Source organism: Xenorhabdus eapokensis, from assembly GCF_001908105.1.
Map to the genome: position 1 here is coordinate 1 of NZ_MKGQ01000025.1, position 24,752 is coordinate 24,752.

28 protein-coding genes and 1 pseudogene are annotated in these 24,752 nt (G+C 42.5%); 25 read left to right on the forward strand and 4 right to left on the reverse strand.

The genetic code is table 11. From position 1 onward, the window contains the following. From Xedl_RS14580 to Xedl_RS14595, 4 genes and pseudogenes are all read left to right on the forward strand, one after another. Positions 1–216, forward strand: a pseudogene (locus Xedl_RS14580) (IS701 family transposase); the annotation flags it as partial. Between the two features lie 4 nt (positions 217–220). Further along, positions 221–367 carry a hypothetical protein gene (locus Xedl_RS31635; protein WP_167450507.1) on the forward strand — a complete coding sequence of 49 codons (147 nt, stop codon included), beginning with the start codon at positions 221–223 and terminating at the stop codon, positions 365–367. A gap of 47 nt (positions 368–414) precedes the next feature. Next, the gene (locus Xedl_RS14590; protein ID WP_074024558.1) at positions 415–1,164 is read left to right on the forward strand and encodes an SDR family NAD(P)-dependent oxidoreductase; all 750 of its coding nucleotides are present in this window, start codon (positions 415–417) and stop codon (positions 1,162–1,164) included. A gap of 120 nt (positions 1,165–1,284) precedes the next feature. Further along, on the forward strand, positions 1,285–1,953 hold the full coding sequence (locus Xedl_RS14595; protein ID WP_074024559.1) for an epoxyqueuosine reductase QueH: 669 nt from the start codon (positions 1,285–1,287) through the stop codon (positions 1,951–1,953). A gap of 301 nt (positions 1,954–2,254) precedes the next feature. On the opposite strand, the gene Xedl_RS14600 is transcribed toward Xedl_RS14595, so the two are convergent. Beyond that, the gene (locus tag Xedl_RS14600; RefSeq protein WP_074024560.1) at positions 2,255–3,070 is read right to left on the reverse strand and encodes a helix-turn-helix transcriptional regulator; all 816 of its coding nucleotides are present in this window, start codon (positions 3,068–3,070) and stop codon (positions 2,255–2,257) included. Positions 3,071–4,069: 999 nt separating this feature from the next. Here Xedl_RS14600 and Xedl_RS14605 point away from each other — a divergent pair. Both Xedl_RS14605 and Xedl_RS14610 read left to right on the forward strand, forming a co-directional pair. Beyond that, positions 4,070–4,564, forward strand: a complete 495-nt coding sequence (locus Xedl_RS14605) for a bactofilin family protein (protein WP_074024561.1) — start codon at positions 4,070–4,072, stop codon at positions 4,562–4,564. 45 nt (positions 4,565–4,609) lie between these two features. Next, a complete protein-coding gene (locus tag Xedl_RS14610) occupies positions 4,610–4,909 on the forward strand; it encodes a GNAT family N-acetyltransferase (RefSeq protein ID WP_339373746.1) in 300 nt (99 codons plus the stop codon). A gap of 74 nt (positions 4,910–4,983) precedes the next feature. On the opposite strand, the gene Xedl_RS14615 is transcribed toward Xedl_RS14610, so the two are convergent. After that, positions 4,984–5,604, reverse strand: coding sequence for a phage repressor protein CI (locus tag Xedl_RS14615; protein ID WP_074024562.1), 621 nt, complete (start codon positions 5,602–5,604; stop codon positions 4,984–4,986). 173 nt (positions 5,605–5,777) lie between these two features. Between Xedl_RS14615 and Xedl_RS14620 the strand changes: the two genes are divergently transcribed. From Xedl_RS14620 to Xedl_RS14680, 11 genes are all read left to right on the forward strand, one after another. Beyond that, positions 5,778–6,116: a DUF5347 family protein gene (locus tag Xedl_RS14620; RefSeq protein ID WP_074024563.1), complete on the forward strand. Its 339-nt coding sequence runs from the start codon at positions 5,778–5,780 to the stop codon at positions 6,114–6,116. Positions 6,117–6,204: 88 nt separating this feature from the next. Continuing rightward, entirely contained in the window at positions 6,205–8,091 is a 1,887-nt protein-coding gene (locus Xedl_RS14625) for a replication endonuclease (protein ID WP_083600354.1), read from the forward strand. A 157-nt stretch (positions 8,092–8,248) separates the two neighbouring features. Further along, a complete protein-coding gene (locus Xedl_RS14630) occupies positions 8,249–8,488 on the forward strand; it encodes a hypothetical protein (protein ID WP_244149725.1) in 240 nt (79 codons plus the stop codon). A 341-nt stretch (positions 8,489–8,829) separates the two neighbouring features. Beyond that, the gene (locus Xedl_RS14640) at positions 8,830–9,033 is read left to right on the forward strand and encodes a tail protein X (RefSeq protein ID WP_074024565.1); all 204 of its coding nucleotides are present in this window, start codon (positions 8,830–8,832) and stop codon (positions 9,031–9,033) included. A gap of 44 nt (positions 9,034–9,077) precedes the next feature. Continuing rightward, a complete protein-coding gene (locus Xedl_RS14645) occupies positions 9,078–9,572 on the forward strand; it encodes a lysis system i-spanin subunit Rz (protein ID WP_074024566.1) in 495 nt (164 codons plus the stop codon). Between the two features lie 178 nt (positions 9,573–9,750). Then, a complete protein-coding gene (locus tag Xedl_RS14650) occupies positions 9,751–10,386 on the forward strand; it encodes a phage baseplate assembly protein V (RefSeq protein WP_074024567.1) in 636 nt (211 codons plus the stop codon). After that, positions 10,383–10,733 carry a GPW/gp25 family protein gene (locus tag Xedl_RS14655; protein ID WP_074024568.1) on the forward strand — a complete coding sequence of 117 codons (351 nt, stop codon included), beginning with the start codon at positions 10,383–10,385 and terminating at the stop codon, positions 10,731–10,733. Before Xedl_RS14650 ends, Xedl_RS14655 begins: the two co-directional genes overlap by 4 nt. Before the next feature lie 11 nt (positions 10,734–10,744). Then, entirely contained in the window at positions 10,745–11,653 is a 909-nt protein-coding gene (locus Xedl_RS14660) for a baseplate assembly protein (protein WP_074024569.1), read from the forward strand. Continuing rightward, positions 11,646–12,254, forward strand: a complete 609-nt coding sequence (locus Xedl_RS14665; RefSeq protein WP_074024570.1) for a phage tail protein I — start codon at positions 11,646–11,648, stop codon at positions 12,252–12,254. The genes Xedl_RS14660 and Xedl_RS14665 overlap by 8 nt, the downstream gene beginning before the upstream one ends. Next, complete coding sequence (locus Xedl_RS37525; RefSeq protein WP_083600356.1) at positions 12,251–14,272, forward strand: phage tail protein; 2,022 nt, start codon at positions 12,251–12,253, stop codon at positions 14,270–14,272. Before Xedl_RS14665 ends, Xedl_RS37525 begins: the two co-directional genes overlap by 4 nt. After that, positions 14,272–14,889 carry a tail fiber assembly protein gene (locus Xedl_RS14680; RefSeq protein WP_074024571.1) on the forward strand — a complete coding sequence of 206 codons (618 nt, stop codon included), beginning with the start codon at positions 14,272–14,274 and terminating at the stop codon, positions 14,887–14,889. The genes Xedl_RS37525 and Xedl_RS14680 overlap by 1 nt, the downstream gene beginning before the upstream one ends. A gap of 85 nt (positions 14,890–14,974) precedes the next feature. Here Xedl_RS14680 and Xedl_RS33680 read toward each other — a convergent pair whose 3' ends face one another. Then, complete coding sequence (locus Xedl_RS33680) at positions 14,975–15,967, reverse strand: pyocin knob domain-containing protein (RefSeq protein WP_244149726.1); 993 nt, start codon at positions 15,965–15,967, stop codon at positions 14,975–14,977. Positions 15,968–16,361: 394 nt separating this feature from the next. Between Xedl_RS33680 and Xedl_RS14690 the strand changes: the two genes are divergently transcribed. The 8 genes from Xedl_RS14690 (at position 16,362) to Xedl_RS14725 (ending at position 24,380) form a co-directional block, all read left to right on the forward strand. After that, complete coding sequence (locus tag Xedl_RS14690) at positions 16,362–17,534, forward strand: phage tail sheath protein (protein ID WP_074024572.1); 1,173 nt, start codon at positions 16,362–16,364, stop codon at positions 17,532–17,534. Positions 17,535–17,545: 11 nt separating this feature from the next. Continuing rightward, the gene (locus Xedl_RS14695) at positions 17,546–18,064 is read left to right on the forward strand and encodes a phage major tail tube protein (RefSeq protein WP_074020972.1); all 519 of its coding nucleotides are present in this window, start codon (positions 17,546–17,548) and stop codon (positions 18,062–18,064) included. A 106-nt stretch (positions 18,065–18,170) separates the two neighbouring features. Beyond that, positions 18,171–18,488: a phage tail assembly protein gene (locus Xedl_RS14700; RefSeq protein WP_074024573.1), complete on the forward strand. Its 318-nt coding sequence runs from the start codon at positions 18,171–18,173 to the stop codon at positions 18,486–18,488. A gap of 14 nt (positions 18,489–18,502) precedes the next feature. Continuing rightward, the gene (locus tag Xedl_RS14705; RefSeq protein WP_208605066.1) at positions 18,503–18,622 is read left to right on the forward strand and encodes a GpE family phage tail protein; all 120 of its coding nucleotides are present in this window, start codon (positions 18,503–18,505) and stop codon (positions 18,620–18,622) included. Continuing rightward, positions 18,615–22,103 (forward strand): phage tail tape measure protein, encoded by a 3,489-nt coding sequence (locus tag Xedl_RS14710; protein ID WP_074024575.1) that lies wholly within the window; start codon positions 18,615–18,617, stop codon positions 22,101–22,103. The genes Xedl_RS14705 and Xedl_RS14710 overlap by 8 nt, the downstream gene beginning before the upstream one ends. Then, positions 22,100–22,564 carry a phage tail protein gene (locus Xedl_RS14715; protein ID WP_074024576.1) on the forward strand — a complete coding sequence of 155 codons (465 nt, stop codon included), beginning with the start codon at positions 22,100–22,102 and terminating at the stop codon, positions 22,562–22,564. The genes Xedl_RS14710 and Xedl_RS14715 overlap by 4 nt, the downstream gene beginning before the upstream one ends. Then, positions 22,561–24,033 (forward strand): phage late control D family protein, encoded by a 1,473-nt coding sequence (locus Xedl_RS14720; protein WP_074024577.1) that lies wholly within the window; start codon positions 22,561–22,563, stop codon positions 24,031–24,033. The genes Xedl_RS14715 and Xedl_RS14720 overlap by 4 nt, the downstream gene beginning before the upstream one ends. 110 nt (positions 24,034–24,143) lie before the next feature. Beyond that, the gene (locus Xedl_RS14725; RefSeq protein ID WP_074024578.1) at positions 24,144–24,380 is read left to right on the forward strand and encodes an ogr/Delta-like zinc finger family protein; all 237 of its coding nucleotides are present in this window, start codon (positions 24,144–24,146) and stop codon (positions 24,378–24,380) included. 142 nt (positions 24,381–24,522) lie between these two features. On the opposite strand, the gene Xedl_RS14730 is transcribed toward Xedl_RS14725, so the two are convergent. After that, the gene (locus Xedl_RS14730) at positions 24,523–24,747 is read right to left on the reverse strand and encodes an HP1242/YdcH family protein (protein WP_074024579.1); all 225 of its coding nucleotides are present in this window, start codon (positions 24,745–24,747) and stop codon (positions 24,523–24,525) included. Positions 24,748–24,752: the final 5 nt, after the last annotated feature.

Sequence of the window (24,752 nt, forward strand, 5' to 3'; positions counted from 1 at the left end):
GTTCAGGTGGCAGGGCATCGCTGGGAAATTGAAAGTGGTTTTGAGGAAACGAAGGGGGAATGTGGCCTGGATCATTATGAAGTGCGGCAATGGCACAGTTGGTATCGGCACATTACCTTATCGCTACTAGCTCATGCGGTGCTGGCGGTCTTGCGGATACGGGAGAAAAAAAACACCGACAGGATGGGTAGCCCTGAGTATCCCGGAACTGCGTAAGCTGTTGTCAAAATTGATGGAAAAAACGGGAGAGGCAGTCGAACAAATTTTACATTGGTCAGACTGGCGACGACGACACCAATACTATGCACAACAATGTCATTACCGTCGTCGGAATAACCCTATGGTGACAGAGCAATTACGGCTGTAGTACTAAGATAATAAAAAACGTTCACCACTAATACAAAAGGAAAAGCTATGTTCAATTTAGCAGGAAAAATTGCTTTTATTTCAGGTGGAACCAAAGGTATTGGCACGGGAATTGCCAAGGTATTGAAGCAAGCTGGTGCTATTACCATCATTGCAGGTACAGATAAGGTGAGAGGGGAAGCCATTGCCAAAGAGCTGGATGTTGATTTCATACCTCTTGATGTGACTGATCAGGCTGCATGTAAAAACGGGGTTGGTCAGATTGTTGAAAAATACGGCAGGCTCGATATTCTTTGTTCCAATGCAGGTATTTTTCCACAGCATTATTTGAAAGATATGACTGCGGAAGATTGGGATTTAGTGCACACCGTCAACCTTAAAGGGACATTTTTCCTGGTGCAAGCTGCGCTGAGTGTTATGGAAAAACAGCGTTACGGGCGTGTTGTTATCACTTCGTCAATAACGGGTGAGATAACGGGCATTCAGGGATACAGTCACTATGGTGCCAGTAAAGCTGGGCAACTCGGGTTTATGCGTAGTGCTGCGTTGGAATATGCGGGGCAAGGTATCACCATTAATGCGGTTATGCCAGGCATGATCATGACGGAAGGCTTAAAGTCGTTTGGTGATGAATTCCTCAGTTATGCGCAAGATATTACGCCAATGCGGGCTTTGGGTACGCCTGAAGATATTGGCTATGCTGCCTGTTTCCTGGCTTCCGATGAAGCGAAATATATTACCGGACAAACGATTGTCGTTGATGGTGGGCAGGTTTTGCCAGAAGTACAGGAAGCCTGATTATTTTGCAAAGATTGTCGTAAGGCTGTAGAAAAAGGTAAAATATCAATCCAGTAAACACAGGGAGGGGGATTTGTTCTCTTCCTGATTTTTTATTGTCTGAATCAGGTAAGAAATATTATGTCACTGAATTATGAACGTAAATCTCTTCCACTGCCAAGCGGACACACAAAAGTGCTATTGCACTCATGTTGTGCGCCATGTTCTGGGGAAGTGATGGAAGCAATGTTGGCTTCAGGAATTGATTTCACAATATTTTTCTATAACCCCAATATTCATCCCCTGAAAGAATACGAACTGCGTAAAGATGAAAATATCCGTTTTGCGCAGGAAATGGGCATTCCTTTTATTGATGCAGACTACGACCGTGATAATTGGTTTGAACGTGCAAAGGGAATGGAAAATGAGCCTGAACGTGGCATTCGTTGCACAATGTGTTTTGATATGCGTTTCGAACGAACAGCACTTTATGCCTACGAACATGGTTTCCCTGTGATTACCAGTTCACTCGGTATTTCACGTTGGAAAAATATGCAACAGATCAATGAATGTGGGGTTCGTGCCGCTTCCCGCTATCCTGGCTTAATGTATTGGGAATATAACTGGCGCAAAGGGGGCGGCTCTGCTCGTATGATAGAAATCAGTAAACGTGAAGAGTTCTATCAGCAGGAATATTGTGGCTGTATCTACTCGCTGCGGGATACTAATCGCCATCGCCTGGCTACCGGCCGTGAAAGAATTAAATTAGGTACAGTCTTTTATAGTGCAGATAGCAAGAAAAAAGAATAAAAAAAGCCTGCACGGAAGGCAGGCTAAAGATACGGCAAATATAAAAATCCCTGGTGGTGACTTAGAGCTTAGTCGGATTAGCTCTAAACAGTGATGAGTCACCATGACTATAAGTGAGATGAGATACCGCCGTCCAATGGATTGCACAGATCAATAAGGAGAGATTGATCGATAAAAACGATCATACATGATTTGGGTGATATCTTAGGCTAATTGTGGTTGCGGCTTTTCAGTTTGATTTAAAACTGGAAAGCCTTGATTTATGGGATATAGTACTAACTATTAGTTATTAAATGAATGATTAATCTTTGCCGTATCTGGAGCGGTTCGGTGTACAGCCAAAGCGTCGGCGATAGCTTTGGGTGAAATAGGATTGGCTGGAAAAACCCGATTCCAATGAAATATCGGCGATATTCATTTCGCTATTTAGTAATAATTGATGTGCATAAAGAATACGCTGTTCACTGATCCAGGCTTTGGGTGAAGTGCCATAGACACTGCTAAAAAGCTCCTTAAAAGAAGTTAATCCCATACCGAATTCACGGGCGAAGTCATTCAATTTCCATTCTTTGAGGTAGTGAGCCTCCATAAATGTTTGCAGGCGTTCTACCTGACGGTTACTTAATTTTCGTAGAATAGACATTAACAATGTTCCCTGTTTACCCAAGGAAAGCAGCAATAGTAACTCCTCAACCCTTAGTTGAACCAACGCAGGCGGGGAATCATGCGCCAGTAAGTTCGCCAGCCCGCGAATGCTTTCTGTTAACAAGGGAAACTGGTCAAATGGAATCAACCGATAAGCAGGAAATGCCTGTCGCTCTAACTGACTTAATAATGATCCGAAACGCTGTAAAAAACTACGTAAAAACTCCATGTGTAAGGGTAACCATAATAGCTGACAATTTTCCGTATTGGTTTTAGCTGCATAACTTCCGGGGTGGGTAAAAAGGATCTGATTCGATTTAATGTGATGAGTGTTTATACAATCTTTCCACACCATTTCGCCATCGAGTAAAATATATAGCCCTCTTTGTTTATGTTCCAGAATATTGAAATCCGGCATAGTTAATGGGATCGTGCAAATATTCTTTTGATTTAAGCCCGTCGTCCTTTTCATTTAATACTCCTAATTTTCCGTATCGTGAGTAATCATTTTTTGATGAGTGCATGAAGTGTTTTTATTATTAAATAACCGCTGGCATTATATAGCTAAATAAATATTTGTGTTAGATTTAAGTGTGTTTTTTTTACGACTGAAAATTATTTGTCTGTTTTTTACCTTAATTTGATTGATATTTGTATGATTGTTTTTAAGGTTTTGTTAATATTGAAGTGATTTATATTTATCTATGATTGTATTTATTAAAGTACTTGTTATTAAAAATATCAACAATACTATAGGTTTGTTTTTTATTATTTTTATTTGCAAATGTCATTTTATTTAATTGTTTGTATTATAATATGATGGAATCATTGTTCATTAATGAGAGATGAAACGTTGACTCATTATGCAAATGAATACTGCTATTGAAATAGAAATTCCGTATTAAAAAATATCAATTCCGGTTGATCTATATAATTTAAATAATGTGAGATTAACCCATTTAGTTTTGGTTATTACATAACTTATAGATTAAATATCCATAATTCAAATAGCTATGAAGCATAATGTGTTTTCATGATTCTAAATATAATGTATTTTTGTTTATAGATTTTTCTTATTGTTAATGGATTGTGAATTTGCGTGATTGGTATAATATGAAATGCTTTATCCGTGTAATAACGCTATAAATCCCTTCGTTATAGCTTCGTAGATTGTTTTTTATACTTGTACAATGGTAGGATGTGTTTCCACTGCCTGTTTCTATTACCTGCTAAGGCATATGTATAGATATATTTTGCTGATGATATATAAGAAAAAACCACAAAAACGAGAACACATATGAAAATGTATCGTTTTTCAGACAACACTTTTTTATGCAGTGTATGGCTCCTTTGGGGAATTGCATTGGGACTATATCTGTATGGTGCTCATTTTAGTTGCACCATAACAGCAATTTTATCTCTTTTAGCTTTAGTGTTTTACTTTATGAAAATGAAATTGAGAATCAACGCTATGTTTGGAAAAAAAACAACCGAGGCAGCTATTGCCAGCTCTACGATACCTGCTATGAGTGTCAAGCCTGAAGAGAAAAAATTACCTGAAGCTGAGATCCGCCCTAATACTATTATTGCAAAAAACTCTGTCTTTAAGGGGGATGTCGAAATGGAAGGGGATATCCAAATCTGGGGGAAAGTCATTGGCAATATCCGTGTAAAAGGTGGTGCCATTCGGATTATGCATGCTGGAAAAGTGGAAGGTGAGCTGAATGCACCTGAAATTATCATTGATGGCCATGTTGAAGGCACGTGCTGTGCGGAAACACTAGATATCCTGGAACATGGTGAGTTACGGGGCATTAGCCGTTGCGGCAGTATGTCAATTCGACGTGGTGGATTGTTTTTTGGTCAGTCTGAACAGGTTGATAATAAGAAAAAGTCAGAAATGGAACGCGTTGTTTCCATTAAAGAAAATCAGGGTGATAAACCAAAAGTGAAAAGCAACGCTTGAGAATCAAGGAGGCGTTGTGGTTATCGAATTGGAAACAGAAAGGTTGTGGCTCCGTGCCTTCCATTCTCGCCTTTTGTTGAAATTGGCTGGCGTTTGGATAAGCCATTTTGGGGACAAGGCTATACTTGTGAAGCCGCCCACAGAATTTTTGACTGCGCATTTACAGAAATCGGGTTGGAGGAGATTGTCGCTTTTACTACGGTTTCTAATTACCGCTCTGAAAGGGTCATGAAAAAATTGGATATGGTCAGGGATGAAAAAACATTTCTCCATCCTGGGCTGGAAGCAGATCACCCATTAAGGGAACATGTTCTGTACCGGCTTAAGCGTTCAGATTTTGTATGATAATGGTTAAACACCATCAAGGTTATCCTAATGGATGGAGATAACCTTGATGGAAACTGTTTTATGCCGAATTACTATTGTCTGGATATGACCAGAGCAACGCGGCCGATAAACCTGATGTCACTGATAGCACAATCAAAAGTGACGTCGCTATCGCTGACCCGAATCTTGCTGATTGGGATTTTGGCAATCTTTTTGATACTGTGCATACCTTCAATATCCACCAGCCATAAGCCATCTTGAATATTACCTTCCTGAGTATCCAGCAGATACCATGAAGCACCATCATCAATAATCAGCGGATTTTTCAGTTCTTTGGAAACCAATTCACTGTCCAAAATCACAGGGTTAGCTTCATTGAGCTTACCACCCGACAGTTTTACACGAGAGATGGATGGGGCAATGATATCTGCCAACCGTTCCGCTTTTTTGCTGCTTTCTCCATCTGGAAATATTTCTCCCTGACCCGTGCTCAGCCACAGCAGTGAAGCACCAGTTTCGAGATTGCACTGGATGATCCAATCCGCTGGAAAGCTATCACGAAGGTAGCGGTTTGCCATCGTGCTTTTGGAAACGCCCAAATGGTCACTTAGGGCCTGACGTGATTTAAATCCATATGCGCGGACAAGACGTTCAATAGCAGGTCTTCCCCCACTATCGGCCCCCATTTTGATCTCAATATTGGTATTTTTCATTGACAGTACAGATAAGAGCTATTAGTATCCCATCAAAGTTCTCGATGTGAGATCACTGATGAGCCCGAACTGGTTAAGCTGAAAACCATTGAGAGATATTGCATCATGAACGCCCAGATTTCAATCTTTATGCCTGATATCGAAATATTTCAAGAATACTATTGAGGGAAAATATGGCGAATACTGAGAACGAAAAGTTTGCCCAAATTAACCTCGGTCAGCGGCTGGCAGGATTGAATCACCTGTCGAAGATTAGGGCGACATATTGGGGTGACAATGAAAAGGAGTTAAATCGGTTTTTTGCTGATATGCGTGATAAAAGAGATGCTTACTACGAAGAGAATAAACGAGCGTTATCTGCCATTTTTTATTTGGCGAATATCCCGCGTGCGCGCCACGATAGTGAATTCAACCATTTTACCCAAGAGGAAAAACAGGCGCTGATCAAGGCGATGAATCATATCAAGGTTGTTGTTAGCCAATTTCCGAAGTACCTGACACTGCCTAATTAATGGTAGTTTTCTAAACACGTTATCTCTTTTTTTGAATAAATGGCATGAATACGCCAGGCTCTTGCTCGTCTTTTATATGGTGAAATTGATGAATAGTAACGTTATTACTTATGAACAAAACATGCCGCAAGGTGTTTCAATGGCGGAACGCCTGTTATGGAAAGTTAATGCGGAAGATCATCAATGGCGTCACCAATATATAGGACAAATGCCGGATTTTCTGGCGAAATACTTTAGCCGACGTTATATCGATATCTTTAATCGCTCAGGTCGCCGTGATGCAAATTCTTTTTTAAGAAAAACGGTTGGACGGAATGTCTTGCCAAGATTGCAGTTAGTAAAAGAAAGATATCAGTTTAGTCATTATATTTCTGGTATGACGCCTTTTCCTTTTATTGAACAATTGGAAAATATGGCAACGTATGATCGCAAACAACTTTTGCAACTTGCCCACGACATTTCCGTTTTTATTTCTGATAATTATGAGCACTATTCTTTGCAAGTTTCCCAAAAACATTCATCAACTTCTGTTGGTTGCAAAGATGAGTCATTTTCCCGTGTCGCTAAATTGTACCAATTACTGGCAAAGCTGACTTTGCAATGTGGCACTCATCCCCCTTATTGGCAGCGTTTTAATCGTGGCCGCAAAATGCTATCTGTTGATCAACTCTGTTCGGGTATGTTGCGCATGATGTCTGCCCGTTGGTGGTATTTTCGTTTAAAGCATTTACGGGATATCCAATCTGAACATATGGCCATTGCCGTTGGGCAGGTACAGCAAGTTGCTTCTCCTTATGTTTCACGTCAGGCATTGCGGGAATGGCTGGAACAAAAACGGCGCAATCGTGAATTTTTCAAGCATTTCGAGTTGGAAAATGAAAAAGGGGAACGAATTTCACTGGCAGAGACCGTGATTCATAGCAACGCGAATCCAGCGATCCGACGTTGTGAATTGATGGTCAGAATGCGCGGTTTCGAAGATATTGCCGACAAGATGGGTTGTGTTGGGGAATTTTATACCATCACGGCTCCTGCAAAATATCATGCTGTCCAGCACAAGGGTGGGTTTGTCAAATCCTGGAATGGCGCAACGCCACGTGATACCCAGCGTTATTTATGTCGTGTTTGGGCAAAAGCCAGGGCTGCGTTGGCACGGGCGGAAATTGACCTATTTGGTTTCCGTGTGGTGGAACCACATCATGATGGCACTCCTCATTGGCATCTGGTGCTGTTTATGTTGCCGGAGCATTTGCAGCAAGTCAGAAAAATCCTTGGGCATTATGCCTGTCAGGAAGAGCAGGGAGAATTGCAGGATGATGAAGCCAAAAAAGCGCGTTTTCATTATCGGGCGATCGATCCCAATAAAGGCAGTGCAACCGGTTATATTGCCAAGTACATTTCCAAAAATATTGATGGATATGCGCTGGAAGAGGAAAAAGACCATGAAACCGGTGAATCCCTGCGCGATATGGCAAAATCAGTAACTGCTTGGGCGAGTCGCTGGCGTATTCGTCAGTTTCAACAAATTGGTGGCGCTCCCGTTTCGGTTTGGCGCGAATTGCGTCGGCTCAGGCAAACACGCCTGTCTGACCAAAAAATAAACGCAGTGTTGCAGGCGGCAGATGAGGGAAATTGGGCTGCTTATACCCAAGCACAGGGCGGACCTTGGGTTTCACGTTGTGATTTAGTTATTCGCTTATCTTACAAAAATATCCCTTTTGGCAGCCCTTATGGCGAAGATGTTCAATCCATACAAGGCGTGACTTCACCATTTTTGCCCTATGCGGAATTTATTTGTACACGAATCCATCAGTGGAGCATTGTGCCGAAATCAGACCCCGCTATTACATCCGAACAAATTGCTTATAAAATGAGCAGGAAATTTCCCTCTTGGAGTTCTGTCAATAACTGTACGGATGAACAGGAAAGTAGCAAGATACCGTATTCTACAGACTGTAGAATTGCCATAGCATGAAAATCAATCAAATTAGCAAATATTTCTGCTAAAACAACAGGCAATAGTGACTAACTAGCAAATTTAATGACTAAAACAGGTAAAAACTACTTTAATTTTAGTCTTATTACGTGTACTGTATATATATACAGTTTCTTATATGGAGGCAGATAGATCAGTGGAATCTCTTATAGAATCATTGGTAGCGCAACGTATCAATTTCATTGCTCGGATGGCAACAAGTTGCGAATGCAATCATGCAGAAGACAAAGAGCTGGCACTGGTTTGGATAGCAGAGCTATCTGCACCTTATGAAAAAAGGTTTAACAGTTACCAGAGTAAACAGGAGAGCAATCTGTTAGGTAATGAGGTGAGCGGCAACAAAATATTAGGGAATTCGGGTTCAATAGAAGAATAGGTTTGGCGGGGGAAAAGGATGCGAGTAGAGATACTTTTCGATAAACAAGCTAAGGTTTCTGAATCAGTCATATCTTCATTAGAAAGTGAACTAAAAAAAAGAATATTACCACACTATCCTGATACAAATTTTAGCATTGGAATTAGTAGTAGCATTTCATTGTAATAAGAGATAATAGCCAAGGGCAGGAAATGGTTTCCTGCCCTTGGCTTATTTGGATTAAATTGTTCTTCATTTGTACTACTTACCTCACAATCTCACCCCATTGAGGCATTTCGCTAATTATTTGATCATAACTCTCCAATTTATTAACTGACTTTTGCAAAGAAAAAGGAGAGTGTATGCAAATTATCACACAACAAAATGAGACCGTAGATGCTATTTGCTGGCGTCATTATGGCCGTACATTGGGAATGACTGAGCGTGTGTTGCAGGCAAACCCTGGATTAGCTGATTTTGGCGCGGTACTGCCTCATGGAACGAAAGTTGAAATGCCTGAATTTATGCCTGCCGCCAGCAAACCTATTATCCAACTGTGGGATTAAAGGGAGGCTGAGCGGGATTGTTGGGAATTAATGCAATAAAAAAGATGTCGTTAATTGTGAGCTTGGTCGTTGGCGGAAGCCTTGGTTGGTGGGGACATCGTTCTCTGTCTCTCAGCGAAGTGGCGAGTTTGAAACAGCAACATGCTGCACAGCTTGTTGTCATCAACCAAAAAGCCCGTTCAGAAATGTTGGCGACTATTCAGCAAATGAAAGATGCACAAAATCGGGCTGCACAATTAGATGAATACTATTCAGGAAAATTAGCTCATGTCACCGAAGAAAATGCAGCTTTGCGTACTGACATTATTGCTGGTCATCGGCGGGTGCAAATCGCCGCCGCCAACCTTGCTACCTGTCAGCTCACCCAAAACCGAGATACCGCCCCCCGCCGCATGGGCAATGGAACCCAAATCGAACTCACTGCAAAAGCTGGACGCGCTATTTACGATATCCGAACCGGCATCATCAAAGATCAAGCCAAATTAGACTATTTACAACACTATGTCCGTGGTGTGGTTCGGCAGTGTAAATCAGAATAATGGCTTGTTATTGCAATGCTGTTTAACACGATACAAAAAACCATCAAAGGCCTTCTTTTATTCCTGAGAAGGCCTTTTTATTTCTTTGATTAAAAAGGATTTTTATTCTGGATTTGTATACTGTTTCCTACAAACCCCGTTTAATGTCCGGCCTGCTGTTTCATGGCATTCTTACGGCATGAACATACAACTCACTGAACTGATGCGCTTATTGCGCAACCTGATCCGAACAGGCGTCATTACCCAAGTGGATACCACAAAAGGAATGTGTCGGGTCGCGACAGGCAATCTTGAAACCAACTGGCTGCACTGGTTGACATCCAGAGCGGGAAATTCCCGCACATGGTGGGCGCCCAGTGTCGGTGAGCAGGTTTTATTACTGTCCATAGGCGGAGAGCTGACCACCGCCTTTGTATTGCCTGCGATTTTTTCAGATGAGTTTCCGGCGCCATCAACATCACCAGAAGCAACACATATTACGTTTTCGGATGGTGCTGTGATGGAGTATGAACCGCAATCTGGCGCATTAACTGTGACTGGCATCAAAACCGCGACAGTGACTGCTTCGGATTTCGTCCATATTACCGCGCCGGAAATCACCTGTGTCGCCAGTACCCGAATTACGCTGGATACACCGGAAGTCATCTGTACGCAGCTAATGAGCACAGGCAACTTAATTGTGCGCAACGGCGGCAAAATGACGGGCAATATTGAACACACCGGAGGCACATTCAGTTCCAACGGCGTGGTCGTGGATTCCCATAAACACACCGGCATCAGGTCAGGCGGTGACACATCAGGAGGCCCCGTATGATATATCTGGGAATGAATCGGCAAACGGGACGAGAGTTGACAGATTTGGCGCATATCCGGCAATCCGTCAGCGATATTTTGTTAACCCCCGTGGGCAGCCGTATCGCGCGTCGTACCTACGGCTCTTTACTGCCAGAACTGATTGATTGGCCACAAAACTCAGCGCTTCGGCTTCAGGTCATGGCGGCCTGCTATACCGCCATCAGCCGTTGGGAGCCACGTGTGACGCTGATCGCCATCACGATGGATACCCTACCGGATGGCAAGATGGTGGTGGATATTACGGGTGCTTATCATCAATCCGCCAAGGAATTTTCACTTTCTATTCCGGTGAGCCATTCCCGGTGAGGTAATAAGTCATGCCAACAATCGATTTAAGCCAGTTGCCGCCACCGGATGTGGTTGAGTTACTGGATTATGAACAACTGCTGGAAGAGCGCAAAAAAGGTCTGATATCGCTCTATCCAGAAGATCAACAAGAAGCCATTGCCCGTACTTTGCAACTGGAATCTGAACCTTTGGTCAAGTTGCTGGAAGAGAATGTTTATCGCGAATTGCTCTTACGTCAACGGGTTAACGAAGCTGCACGGGCGGTGATGGTAGCCTATTCAACAGGCAGAGATTTGGATCAGTTGGGAGCGAACAACAACGTATCCCGTATGGTTCTACATCCTGCGGATAATTCTACCGTGCCACCGACACCGGCGGTGATGGAATCTGACAACGACTACCGCGTGCGCATTCCACAGGCTTTTGAAGGCTTGAGTGTTGCCGGTCCAGTCGGTGCGTATGAATACCATGCCCGCAGTGCGGATGGTCGTGTCGCTGACGCTTCGGCAATCAGCCCGTCGCCAGCTAACGTTACCGTGACCATTATGTCGCGGGAAGATAAAGGTGTTGCTTCCAAAGAGTTGCTGGAACTCGTTGAAAAAGCGCTGAACGACGAAAACGTGCGTCCAGTGGCGGATCGTCTGAAAGTCCAGTCTGCGAACATTGTGGAATATGAGATTGATGCGGTGCTGTACATCTTCCCAACACCAGAATCAGAACCTATCCGCAAGGCAGCAGAACAGCGCCTGAAACACTATGTTGAAGCGCAGCACCGTCTGGGGCGTGACATTCGTTTGTCAGCAATTTATGCCGCACTGCATGTGGAAGGTGTCCAGCGTGTGGAATTGAAAGCGCCGTTGAAAGACGTTGTTTTGGATAAAACTCAGGCATCTTACTGCACTAAAACCACCCTGACGATGGGAGGTTCGGATGAGTGATCGTCTCCTACCGATGGGCTCGACTCAGCTAGAACTTGCGGCGGCCAAAGCCTGCGCTGAATTACAGAAGGTCAAGGTTCCGTTACGCGAGCTGTGGAACCCAGATACTTGTCCGGCATCACTGCTGCCTTATCTGGCCTGGGCGTGGTCAGTCGATCGCTGGGACGAACGTTGGTCTGAGAGCACCAAAAGGGAAGTGATCAAAAGCTCGCTATTCCTGCATAAACATAAAGGAACAATTGGTGCGATTCGGCGAGTTGTCGAACCATTGGGTTATCTCATCCGTGTAAAAGAGTGGTGGCAAACCAACGATACCCCAGGCACTTTCCGGCTGGATATCGGTGTACTGGAAAACGGCATCACCCATGAAATGTTCGAGGAGCTGGAAAACCTGATCTTTGATGCCAAGCCAGTAAGCCGACATTTGATTGGGTTGGACATCAATTTGGATACACGTGGCGAATATCACTACTCGGCGGCGACTTACAGTGGTGACGAACTGACGGTTTACCCTTATTTCCCGGAACAAGTAACAATCTCCGGCTCAGAAGTTGTGGGCGCGGGCATACATATTATTGATGACATGAGGATTAGATCATGAGTACCAAATATTTTGCGCTGCTGACGCAGTTAGGCGCAGATAAATTAGCAAATGCTGCGGCATTGGGTACTAAAATTGAAATTACCCATATGGCCGTTGGTGATGGTGGTGGCAAGTTGCCGACACCGGACACTAAACAAGCCAAATTGATTAATGAAAAGCGTCGTGCAGCGATTAACACGCTGAGCATTGATCCGAAAAACACCAACCAAATCATTGCGGAACAGGTTATTCCTGAAAACGAAGGTGGCTGGTGGATCCGTGAAATCGGCCTGTATGACAAAGACGGTGTTTTGATCGCAGTGGGTAACTGTGCGGAAACCTACAAACCCCAATTGCAGGAAGGTTCCGGCCGTACCCAGACAATCCGTATGATCCTGATTGTCAGCAGCGCTAACGCGGTGACACTGAAAGTTGACCCGTCAGTAGTTTTGGCGACGCGTGAGTATGTTGATGATTCTATTAAGAAACATGCCAATAGCCGTAACCATCCTGACGCAACGCTGAAAGAGAAGGGATTTGTGATCCTGAGCAGCGCGGTGGACAGCAATAGCGAAATTCATGCGGCAACACCGAAGGCGGTGAAGACGGCATATGATTTGGCTAAGGCGGCGGATAATAATGCCAATGGCCGCGTTCCAGCAGGGCGTAAGGTAAATGGTAAGGCGCTGTCGGCGGATATTGCTCTGAATGCAGGTGATGTTGGTGCGTATAACACAGCCCAAACTGACGCTAAAGTGAATGAGGTTAGATCCTTAGCTAACACTGCGAACCAAAATGCGGCTAATGCAAATAATAATGCCAACACTCGTTTGGAGAAAAATAAGAACGGTGCGGATATTCCAAACAAAGATGAGTTTGTGAAAAACCTCGGTTTGGTGGGAACCGTAGATCTCGCAAAAAATGCCGTGCCGAATTCACGGAAAATTAATGGCAAGGTGTTAACGGGGGATGTAACCATAAATTCAGAGGATGTTGGCGCATTTTCCAGAGGAGCTACCACTTCTGTTCAAGGAGAAAATGGCGTGCCGTGGGATGCAGCATCCGGTTCTTATATTGCCCAAAGAAATGGAGACTCCCAGCTTGTCATACATTTTAATGTGGATGCTGGTAGTACCCCAGCTTTACAATTAAAGACTATGTATCGGAACAATGGCATTGCTTATCGTTCAGCCAGAGATAGATATGGATTTGAAGAGCCGTGGACAGAGTTTTATACCACTAAAAATAGACCAACAGCTGTTGATGTTGATGCTGTTTCTTCATTACATGGAGGAACATTTCATGAGCATGTCCGTTTTGACAAAAACATTATTGTAGGCAACAACGATAATTCAGTCATGAAATTTAGTTCTAATGGATCAGCAGTATCACCAGTCCATATTCAAACATGGGGTAATGCTATACAAGGTGGGAATAGATACACGGTATTGGAAGCTGGGGACAATCAAGGATGGTTGTGGTATAGCCAAAGGATAGACAATGGAGAGGTATCTTTTGCAGTAAATGGAAAAATGTTGCCTAACAATTATAATAATTTCGACAATCGCTACCTACAGCATAATCAACAAAATATCCCTGTAGGTGTACCATTACCTTGGCCCCATTCAAACCCACCTGATGGTTATTTTGAATGTAATGGACAAAAATTTGATAAATATAAATATCCAAAATTAGCAATGGCGTATCCCTCCGGTATTATACCAGATCTACGTGGTGAATTTATTCGTGGGCTAGATAACGGGCGCGGAGTGGATCCAAATAGGAAAATATTAACACATCAAGAGGGAACAATAATATCGGGATTTGATGATAACGATACAGGCGATATAAGCTTTCTTGGCGAACCAAGCTGTGCATTTGGTGATCCAATGACAAATATACAATGGGAAAATACTAAAGATAAAAGATGGATATATTGGAATAGCCAGGGTATGGCGGAACGCTATAACTGGTGGGCTTATGTATCGGCCCGTCCCCGTAACGTAGCATTTTTATATATAGTGAGAGCAGCATAATGAAATATACAACAGATATTAAAACACCAAAATTTAATGAAAATGGCTTTGCAACTTCTAATAGTTGGGTGATGGTTTATCGGGCTAATACCGAGACAAGAGAATATATTTGTGCAGATATGGAACGCACTGTTATTGGTGTTAGTCTGTCTGCCGGGGCTTATTTAGATGCACCTGAATTACCCGATTCTTTTGATATTGCTGTTTGTCGTAGTGAGGATGAAAAGTCATGGGTTCATATACCAGATTATCGTGGAAAAATTGCTTATCATATTAAAACCCGAGAATCTCGAAAAATACAATCAATTGGTGAATTATCTTCTGAATTGACTTTATTAGAACCTAAGACTTCATTTGATAAATGGGATGGGAAACAATGGGTAACAGATTTTGATGAACAAAAAAAATATGATTTACAACAAGTAGAAAGCCAAAAACAATCTCTGTTACATGAAGCTGAACGAAAAATTATTCAATTAGAGCGTAAAGTTCGGCTTGAGATGGCTTCAAAAGAGGAAGTTTCACTATTACGTGAATGGGAAATCTATAGTGTTAAGTTAGTTGAACTTGATATTTCAGACATCAAAAAAAATGATTGGCCCCAAAAACCAGAATAATAATCAGGGGCATTATGCCCCTGTAATTATTTATATTTTACAATTTTTATAAAACAGATATTAATCTATTATATCAGTTAATGGATTATTCCTCAGAATTTTCTATTTTTTTATGCAATTTATTTTGTTTTAAATTCCAAACGGAATCTTTAGGCATCTGTACACGAACGTCCAAGCGACAACCGTCAGGAATATCGCAAGGCTCACCCTCTGCATAATAAATCAACTTACCTTCAAACATGGTTTTTATTCGCTTATTTTGGAATTGTTCAGGTAGATGTAAATGTTGCCTATGGAAAGTTTCAATTATAATACTACCATCTTTTTGCACTTTGTCAGAAATGTAAATTAACTCTAATCCATTATTATTCTTTGGTGATGAAATACCACCATGAATTCCCCAAGCACCATCAGAATTATATCCCATAATTCCAGTAACTTTGTATTGGCCAATATCTATTCTTGAAACACTTGCCCCCTCTGATTCGTCATTGGTGATAAATGTACCTGTAGGATATACTTGAATAATTGGTGAAGATTGTCTTAAATTTCCGTTAACATCAGAAATAACCCCGCTGATATTTTCGGAAGTCATCAAATAACGTTTCCATTCAGTAGCAGCAACCAGATCTTTGCTCTGATCATTTTTTATAATTTTTCTAACATACGTATTTAAACTATGCCCAGCTGTAAATCGTTGAACAAACCAAGTGTCGTAGCTATCACTGGGCAGAACTTCTAACATTCCAAACTCTTGAATTGGATAGTTCCTCTCAGGAGTAGAGTTTACAGACCACCTTTGACAGTACCATCCTTGTTCCAAAACATCTTGAAGATTTATGTCTTCTAACTCTTTTGGATTTTTTTCTAAAAAGTTTTTGTTTATCCAACCAGTTTCAACTTTTGTATTAAGTAATTTTTGAAACTCAGTTTTAGTAACTCGTTCATCGATCAAAGATGTTACAACCTGCTGGCTCATGAGCAGCTTATCCGAATTCCCTGAATATTGGGTAATAGAGGATTTTGGCACGGCATTTTTTGCGAGATCTACGGTTCCCACCAAACCGAGGTTTTTCACAATACATGGATCCTTACGATCCAAGTCAGGATCCCACTCCTTAAACCCTGAAAACCAAAACCCAATGACAAAAACAAGCCATTTTAAGATATCAAAAAATAACCAAAAACCAGAATCATACTGAATAATACCGAAAAGGATAAATTTTAACCAAAATAAAGCCCGATAAATAATCAGTTATGGCTTATTATTTAACCTAAGTGGATTCGCTCCAACCAAACTACCTAATTTCCCCAACCTAACCAAAAATCAATTAAAAACAAATTCAACAAATTGATTATAAAGGAAAATATAAAACCACATTTGTACCACCCCCCATACACCGCCAATCGAATGATTTCCCCCGTCTAATCCGCCAATATATCAGCACACCTTAACAGGAGAGAACGCTAATATGGCACAAGATTATCATCACGGAGTCCGTGTACAGGAAATTAACGAAGGTACACGTACCATCACTACCGTTAGCACCGCTATCGTTGGTATGGTCTGTACTGCACCTGACGCAGACGAAAAAACATTTCCATTAGACACACCGGTATTACTGACTGACGTTATGAGCGCCATTGGTAAAGCTGGTGAAAAAGGTACTTTGGCCGCATCACTGAAAGCAATCGCAGCACAGGCACAACCTGTCACTGTCGTGGTTCGTGTGGCTGAGGGAGAAACTGAAGAAAAAACCAGTAGCAACATCATCGGTGGGGTTACGCCAGAAGGCAAGAAAACCGGTATGCAGGCACTGCTCGCTGCACAAAGCCAGCTCGGTGTTAAACCACGTATTCTGGGTGTTCCGGGTCTGGATTCAAAAGCTGTGGCTACTGAATTGGCCTCTATTGCCGAGAAGCTGAAAGCAATGGCGTATGTCAGTGCTTATGGCTGTAAAAAAATCGAAGAAGTCATCAAATATCGTGAAAACTTCAAGCATCGTGAGCTGATGCTGATTTGGCCTGACTTCCTGAGCTGGGATACCGTCACCAACAGCGAAGCGACTGCTTTCGCAACTGCTTATGCACTGGGCTTGCGTGCCAAAATCGACGAAGAAACCGGCTGGCACAAAACCCTGTCCAATGTGGGTGTTAACGGCGTAACGGGTCTGTCTGCCGATGTCTTCTGGGATCTACAAGCGACTGGAACCGACGCTGATCTGCTGAACAAAGCAAGCATCACAACTCTGATCCGTAAAAACGGCTTCCGTTTCTGGGGTTCACGCACTTGTTCTGATGATCCACTGTTCCAGTTCGAAAGCTACACCCGTACCGCTCAGGTTCTGGCTGACACTATGGCTGAAGCACACATGTGGGCTATCGATAAACCGCTGACTCCATCACTGGTGCGCGACATTATTGAAGGTATCAATGCCAAGTTCCGCGAGCTGAAAGCCGGTGGTTACATCATTGATGGTCGTTGTTGGTATGACGACAAAATCAACGATAAAGACACCTTGAAAGCCGGCAAACTGACCATCGATTATGACTATACACCTGTACCGCCACTGGAAAACATGATGTTACGCCAGCGCATTACAGATAGTTACCTGATGGATTTCGCGAAAAGTATCAATAAATAAGGGGCTAACTGATGGCATTACCTCGCAAACTTAAATACCTGAACTTGTTCAATGATGGCAACAACTATCAGGGGATCGTGGAAGAACTGACGCTTCCTAAGTTGAGCCGCAAGCTGGAAGCCTATCGCGGTGCTGGCATGAATGGCAGCGCAATGGTGGATTTAGGTCTGGATGAAGGCGCACTGGATGCTGAATTCACTCTGGGTGGCGTTGAAGCTCAACTGTACAAACAGTGGGGCATCGCGAAAGCCGATGGTGTCATGCTGCGCTTTGCCGGTTCGTTTGAGAGTGAAGATAACGGTGAAGTGGTTGCAGTCGAAGTTGTGATGCGTGGTCGTTTCCAGGAGTTCGATCACGGCACTTATAAACAAGGTGATAACACCCAGACCAAAATCACTGCCAAAAATACTTATTTCAAACTGACATGGAATGGTGAAGAACTGATTGAAATCGACACCATCAACATGGTTGAAAAAGTAGGTGGGGAAGATCGTCTGGAGCAGCATCGCCGCGCTATCGGTCTTTTTTAATCGCTTCTTTTAGCAATTAACTTTTTTAAAACTTATTTCCTGTCTCATCAGTGTATTAATCGTGCCTGTTGAGACAGGTCTCTAATCGGATAAACAAGGTTGAACCATGACAGAAACACTGAATACTCAAAATGACGATCTGCGCACCATTGAATTGGAAGCACCACTGGCGCGAGGCAACGGCGAAATCACGGAAGTGATGGTACGCAAACCTAACAGCGGTGCGTTGCGCGGTGCACGTTTACAGGCACTGCTGGAAATGGATGTGGATTCTATGCTGCTTGTCCTGCCGCGTGTTACCACCCCTGCATTGACCAAAAATGACCTGATAATGATGTCACCTGGTGATCTGATTAATCTCAGTGTGGAGGTGGTCAATTTTTTGTTGCCGAAGTCGGTCAAGTCCGATTCCCAGAACGATTAACCGTTGATGAATTGGTGGCAGATATCGCCACCGTTTTTCACTGGACTCCGGCAGACACAGACGCAATGTCACTGCCGGAATTATTGGACTGGCGACATCGGGCCATTTTAAGAAGTGGTGCAGAAAATGAGTAATATACAGTCACAGCTTAACAAGGTACTGAGTACTGTTGGTAAGCTGACCAGTTCCTTTAAATCTTTTCAACAGCATCAGAAAAAACTGGTAGGTTCAGTTGATAAAATTTATAACCAGTTTAAAAAACTTAATAAGACTGTTGAAGGATTAAAACCCATTGTAGGTTATGCGCAGGAAACTGCGCGTATGCGTGCCGATCTTAAGGCCTATAATCAAACCATTAAACAATCTTTCTCTGCGCGGCAGAATCCCTCAAAAATAATGCAGGTAGGTGCTGCCAGCCAATCAGATAATATTGTTCAAATAAACCAGAATGTCAGACAGGAAAACTCATCCAGTAAAAAGAATGAATTTAATCTTGGTGTGACGGGTAATATGACTAACAATTTTAAATTGTTAGATAAATTGGTTATTAATATTAATCCTCAGATAACAATTTTATTTAGTATGCTGAATAAAATTAATGGGGTTTTGAATTTAACTGCTGGTTTTGTAAAAGTCACATTCCAGACTTTAATTAATCATACACAAGTATTTGGCAATGTTGGTATAAAAACATTTGATTCTTTAAGAGTTAAATTAAATATATTTGCCTTATTAGGAATTCAAGCTTTTATTGAATTGAGAGCCAGCCTGAACTTTTTTGTGCAATTGGGAGTTCGAGCTTTTATTGAGCTAAGAGCCAGCCTGAACTTTTTTGTGCAATTGGGAATTAGGGCTTTTGTTGAATTGAGAGCCAGCCTGAACTTCTTTGTGCAACTGGGAGTTCGAGCTTTTGTAGCGCTAAGAGCCAGCCTGAACTTTTTTGTACAGTTGGGAATTAGGGCTTTTGTTGAGCTAAGAGCCAGCCTGAACTTCTTTGTGCAATTGGGAGTTAGGGCTTTTGTTGAGCTAAGAGCCAGCCTGAACTTCTTTGTGCAATTGGGAGTTCGAGCTTTTGTTGAATTGAGAGCCAGCCTGAACTTTTTTGTGCAGTTGGGCGTTCGGGCTTTTGTAGCGCTAAGAGCCAGTCTGAACTTCTTTGTGCAGTTGGGCGTACGGGCTTTTGTTGAATTGAGAGCCAGCCTGAACTTCTTTGTGCAGTTGGGCGTTCGGGCTTTTGTTGAGCTAAGAGCCAGTCTGAATATTTTTGCTCAGGTTGGGATCCAAGTTTTTATTCAGCTAAAAGTCAGTTTTGGTGCATTTGCTGAGCTGGGTCGTCGAGCTTTGGAAACATTAAAATCCAGCCTGAATGCATTTGCACAGTTGGGTATTCAAGCTTTGGATGCATTAAAAGCCAGTCTGAATTTCTTTGCCCAAATAGGGGTTCAGGCGCTGGATAAATTAAAATCCAACCTGGATGCATTTGTGCAATTAGGGCTTAATGCTTTTGAAGAATTAAAATCCAGTCTGAGTCTCTTTGCCCAAATAGGGGTTCAGGCACTGGACAAATTAAAATCCACCTTGGATGCATTTGTGCAATTGGGGCTTAATGCTTTTGAAGAGTTAAAAGCCAGCCTGAATTTCTTTGCCCAAATAGGGGTTCAGGCACTGGATAAATTAAAATCCACTTTGGATGCATTTGTGCAATTGGGTGTTCAGGCTCTGAATAAATTAACGGCACCTTTGGATATATTTTCCCAATTGGGAATTCAGGCGTTAGATAAATTAAAATCCACCTTGGATGCGTTCGTGCAATTAGGGCTTAATGCTTTTGAAGAGTTAAAAGCCAGCCTGAATTTTTTTGCCCAAATAGGGGTTCAGGCACTGGATAAATTAAAATCCACGCTGGATGCATTTGTACAATTGGGTATTCAGGCCCTGAATAAATTAACGGCGCCTTTGGATATATTTGCCCAATTGGGAACTCAGGCATTGGATAAATTAAAGTCCACGCTGGATGCATTTGTGCAATTGGGTGTTCAGGCCCTGAATAAATTAACATCTCCCCTAGATGTATTTGCTAAATTGGGTATGCAGGCTTTCGAAGAGTTAAAATCCAGTCTGAATTTCTTTGCACAGTTGGGTGTTCAGGCACTGGACAAATTAAAATCGAGTCTGGATATATTTACTCAGATTGGAGTTCAGGGACTGGAAGAATTAAGAGCCAATCTGAATAGATTTGCGCAGGTGGGTATTCAGGCCATGGAGAATTTAAGAGATGGCTTGAAGGCATTTGCACAATTCGGAACCGAGGCTTTGGAAGCGCTAAGAGCTGCCATGGACTTTTTTGGTAAAACCGGAAACAAGGTTTTTGGCTCACTTAATGATGGAGCTGATTTGCTGTCTAATAAAGGAGGTAAAGATACTTTTGGAAGACAACGAAAGGGCTTGGGGGCATTAGGGAATATTGGTCAAAAAGTTTTTGGTGTTTTGGGTAATGGCATAAATATTCTGGCAAGTGTTGGTGTAAAAGGCCTGTCTTTTTTAAGTAGTGCTTTTAGTGTATTAGGTAAAGCAATACTGTTTATTGGCCGAGCTATGATGGCGAATCCTATTCTTGCCATTATTGGTGTTATCGCAATGGCTGCTATTTATATTTGGCAGAATTGGGAAACATTAGGACCTAAATTTACTGCGCTGTGGGAAAACATCAAAAATGTTTGTAGCAATGCATGGCAGGGAATTAAAGACCGAGTCAGTGCTGCTTGGGAAGGTATTAAAAGTTATTTCATGAATGGGGGATTAATCGGCCTTATTTACCAAAATTGGGACACGATTAAACAAAGCACCTCAGAAGCTTGGGAATCCGTTAAAGCTAAAATAGGTGAAGTTTGGGGATCCGTTAAACAGAATACCTTAGAAATTTGGGAGAGCGTAAAAAAATCAATTTCAGATAAATGGAATGAAATTGTTGCTGATGTTCAGGCTATTCCTGAAAAATTAAAAGCGGCTGGCTCAGCAATGATCGATAGTTTGCTAATTGGTATTCAGGAAAAATGGGAAAGCCTGAAAAATAAATTCGCCTCTATTACTGATTGGTTTAAATCGTGGTGGTCTGGTGATGATAACAAGGAAGTTACCGTAAAAACATCCCAGGAAATTACCAAGAGTGACACATCTCAGCAGGCAAAACAGATTACTCAACATGATAAAGGAGGATTTATTCCTGCTGGAAAACAAGGCCTTGTAGGAGAATATGGCCCTGAAATTATCAATGGCCCAGCTAATGTTACCAGCCGGAAAAATACCGCGAAATTCGCTGCTTTGGGTCTTGCCGTTAGCTCAATGTCACTGCCGATTGCGGCGCAGGATGCACCATTACACGCGCAGAGTTTACCTGCCCACGCTTATGAGGAAGTGCAGGCGAAACGAGAGCGGAGCCAGCCACAGCAATACGGTGGCGCAGCACCGCAATATAACATCTATGTCTATGGCGCCCAGGGACAATCCGCGCAGGATATTGCCCGTGTGGTCAGGCAGGAATTGGAACAAAGAGAACGTATGCACCAGGCGCGTATGCGTAGCTCACTTTCAGACAGAGGAGAAGATTTCTCATGATGGCTGCACTTGGTTTGTTTGTTTTTAGGCTGAAAACAACGCCCTATCAGACTTTTCAATATAAACAGAGTTGGCGACATGCCTTCAACAGCCGCGTGGGAGCGCGGCCTGCCTGGCAGTTTGTCGGTTCAGACAATGATACGATCACGCTATCAGGGGAGCTTTACCCTGAATTGACAGGTGGTTCACTTTCATTAACTGCGTTGAAATTGATGGCAGATAGTGGCAAGGCATGGTCTTTTATTGATGGCAGTGGTGTCATTTACGGTATGTTCATTATCGAAAGCATTGATGAAACTAAAACAGAATTTATGTCAGGCGGTGCAGCCAGAAAAATCAGTTTCACGCTGACTTTGCGACGGGTTGACAATAATTTACTCGAAATGTTGGGCGACTTGCAGGATCAGCTTTCTGATATCAAAGACGATGTTGTCGGTAAAGTCAGGGGAGTATTCTCATGAGCGATTTTGAAAAGTGGATACCCGACACGGATTGGGTTCCCCAATTTGATTTGGTCATTGGAAAAGTCAATAAACCCGCTTTTCGTTTTGAAATCAACAATAAGGATATCAGTGGGAAGATCCAATCACGCCTGATGTCATTAACATTGACGGATAATCGTGGTCTGGAATCAGACCAGCTCGATATTGAGTTGGATGATGCGGATGGCATGCTGGTGATGCCCCGTCGTGGCAATATTCTTACATTAGAACTGGGGTGGCATGGCCACTCCCTAACGCCGAAAGGAAAATTTGTTGTTGATGAAATTGAACATGTCGGTGCGCCAGATCGATTGACCATTCGTGCCCGCAGTGCAGATTTTCGTGGTGATCTGAATGTGAAACGGGAGGCGTCTTACCATAAATGCACTTTAGGCAGTATTGTCAGTACCATCGCTGCCAGAAATAAATTGGCGTTTAAGATAAGCTCAGAGTTAGAAAATATTGCTATGCATATCGATCAAACAAATGAATCTGACGTCAGCTTTTTGACCCGACTGGCAAAACAAGAAGGCGCAATCGCGTCAGTCAAAAATGGCGAATTATTGTTTGTTCAGCAGGGGCAGAATAAGACGGTGAATGGTAAGCATATTTCGCCTGTACTGATTACGCGTAAATCAGGGGATAATCACAGATTCTCTCTTTCCGATCGTGAGGCCTATACTGGTGTTGTTGCTCAATGGATGGACACACGTACAGCAACTAAACAGACAGTTAAATTGAAGCGAATGGCATCAGAGGAAGGAAAAGTTGAACTTGCCGTTGAATATGAAAGTGGTAGTAGCCAATCATCAGACAAGAATTCTTCTCAAACAAACAAAAAAACCACTAAAAAAGAGGATGCTTCTTCCGGGAAAAAGCAACCACAATCCTCTAAAAAGGAAAAAGATCTTAAACCTAAACCACCTGCACCTGGCAAAGTTAATTTGGCGAAGAAAAACCCAAACACTAAAGGCCGTGGAAAGCCGGCTTATATTAAAAAGGGGAATAAAAACAAAAACAAAAACAAAGGTAATGGCAGTATCGAGATAGAAGCAGATCTCAATATTGAAGCCAGCTTATCGTATGAAGAACAGCGTGAATCAACGGTTGAACATCATCAAACAACTACGGAACAGCAAGAATCTGCCAGCTATTTGGTGGGAACTCAGGAGAATATTCTGACGCTTTCGCGCATTTATTCTAACAAAGAAAGTGCAGAGCGTGCTGCTATCGCCGTGTGGAAAAAAATGCAACGAGGAGCTGCACAATTTTCTATCACATTAGCATTGGGGCGTGCTGATATTTATCCTGAAACTCCCATCCAATTAGAGGGGTTTAAGCCAGAAATTGATGAAACTGACTGGACCTTGGTCAAAGTCACGCACACGCTCAATAACAGTGGTTTTACGACATCATTAGATCTCGAAATAAAAATCGACGAATTTTAAACGAGCTGTTGATCTTGATGTGAGATCTTTGGTATATTGTTCACCAGACGAGATGATGTTATTTCAAGACAGTTATTTCAAGATAACGATTTCAGAAAGGTGAACAAAATATGATTAAGTGTCCTCTGTGTGGTCAGTCAGCGCATACTCGCAGCAGCTTTGAGCATTCAAGCCAAACAAAGGAGCGCTATAACCAATGTCAGAATATCAATTGTGGAGCAACGTTCGTCAGCCATGAAACCTTTGTCCGTTTCATTTCTAAGCCAGGTGAAGTCCAGAATGTGACGCCACATCCAAGGGCAAAAACCAAGAGACAACCTCGCCAGAAAGTGGCTGCTGTACAATAAATAACGAGAAAATCATTGCTCCAGTTTTTGCCACCGTTATGGTGGTTTTTTTTGGATGTTGAATTGAAGGGGGTTCTCTATTTGAGAACTTCTTGTGACGCCCACTCGTCAACAAAGTAGGCGTCAAAACCATTTGGCTGATTTACTTCTGGTTCTGATATTGTTCCTGCAAAATCCTTTGCATTTCATCTTTGATGTATAGTTTTTCTTTTTTCAGGCGTATAACTTTATCGTTGTAACCCGCCCCATTTGGGCCTTCAAGTTGGGTTATCTCGTGGTCAAGTCGGTTATGTTTTTCAAACAGGGATTGGAAGCGGGGATGAGATTCTTTCAGGTTGGATACTAAGTCACGATATTCTGGAAACATAAGAC

Excerpts from the sequence above, each read along its gene's own strand:
- Xedl_RS14690 (WP_074024572.1), top strand. The coding sequence starts at position 16,362 with ATGGCACAAGATTATCATCACGGAGTCCGTGTACAGGAAATTAACGAA.
- Xedl_RS14655 (WP_074024568.1), top strand. The coding sequence starts at position 10,383 with ATGATATATCTGGGAATGAATCGGCAAACGGGACGAGAGTTGACAGAT.
- Xedl_RS14620 (WP_074024563.1), top strand. The coding sequence starts at position 5,778 with ATGGCGAATACTGAGAACGAAAAGTTTGCCCAAATTAACCTCGGTCAG.
- Xedl_RS14725 (WP_074024578.1), top strand. The coding sequence starts at position 24,144 with ATGATTAAGTGTCCTCTGTGTGGTCAGTCAGCGCATACTCGCAGCAGC.
- Xedl_RS14660 (WP_074024569.1), top strand. The coding sequence starts at position 10,745 with ATGCCAACAATCGATTTAAGCCAGTTGCCGCCACCGGATGTGGTTGAG.
- Xedl_RS14715 (WP_074024576.1), top strand. The coding sequence starts at position 22,100 with ATGATGGCTGCACTTGGTTTGTTTGTTTTTAGGCTGAAAACAACGCCC.
- Xedl_RS14625 (WP_083600354.1), top strand. The coding sequence starts at position 6,205 with ATGAATAGTAACGTTATTACTTATGAACAAAACATGCCGCAAGGTGTT.
- Xedl_RS14710 (WP_074024575.1), top strand. The coding sequence starts at position 18,615 with ATGAGTAATATACAGTCACAGCTTAACAAGGTACTGAGTACTGTTGGT.
- Xedl_RS37525 (WP_083600356.1), top strand. The coding sequence starts at position 12,251 with ATGAGTACCAAATATTTTGCGCTGCTGACGCAGTTAGGCGCAGATAAA.
- Xedl_RS14590 (WP_074024558.1), top strand. The coding sequence starts at position 415 with ATGTTCAATTTAGCAGGAAAAATTGCTTTTATTTCAGGTGGAACCAAA.
- Xedl_RS14730 (WP_074024579.1), bottom strand. The coding sequence starts at position 24,747 with ATGTTTCCAGAATATCGTGACTTAGTATCCAACCTGAAAGAATCTCAT.
- Xedl_RS14680 (WP_074024571.1), top strand. The coding sequence starts at position 14,272 with ATGAAATATACAACAGATATTAAAACACCAAAATTTAATGAAAATGGC.
- Xedl_RS14665 (WP_074024570.1), top strand. The coding sequence starts at position 11,646 with ATGAGTGATCGTCTCCTACCGATGGGCTCGACTCAGCTAGAACTTGCG.
- Xedl_RS14640 (WP_074024565.1), top strand. The coding sequence starts at position 8,830 with ATGCAAATTATCACACAACAAAATGAGACCGTAGATGCTATTTGCTGG.
- Xedl_RS14695 (WP_074020972.1), top strand. The coding sequence starts at position 17,546 with ATGGCATTACCTCGCAAACTTAAATACCTGAACTTGTTCAATGATGGC.
- Xedl_RS14700 (WP_074024573.1), top strand. The coding sequence starts at position 18,171 with ATGACAGAAACACTGAATACTCAAAATGACGATCTGCGCACCATTGAA.
- Xedl_RS14600 (WP_074024560.1), bottom strand. The coding sequence starts at position 3,070 with ATGAAAAGGACGACGGGCTTAAATCAAAAGAATATTTGCACGATCCCA.
- Xedl_RS14605 (WP_074024561.1), top strand. The coding sequence starts at position 4,070 with ATGTTTGGAAAAAAAACAACCGAGGCAGCTATTGCCAGCTCTACGATA.
- Xedl_RS14615 (WP_074024562.1), bottom strand. The coding sequence starts at position 5,604 with ATGAAAAATACCAATATTGAGATCAAAATGGGGGCCGATAGTGGGGGA.
- Xedl_RS14595 (WP_074024559.1), top strand. The coding sequence starts at position 1,285 with ATGTCACTGAATTATGAACGTAAATCTCTTCCACTGCCAAGCGGACAC.
- Xedl_RS14720 (WP_074024577.1), top strand. The coding sequence starts at position 22,561 with ATGAGCGATTTTGAAAAGTGGATACCCGACACGGATTGGGTTCCCCAA.
- Xedl_RS14645 (WP_074024566.1), top strand. The coding sequence starts at position 9,078 with ATGTCGTTAATTGTGAGCTTGGTCGTTGGCGGAAGCCTTGGTTGGTGG.
- Xedl_RS14650 (WP_074024567.1), top strand. The coding sequence starts at position 9,751 with ATGAACATACAACTCACTGAACTGATGCGCTTATTGCGCAACCTGATC.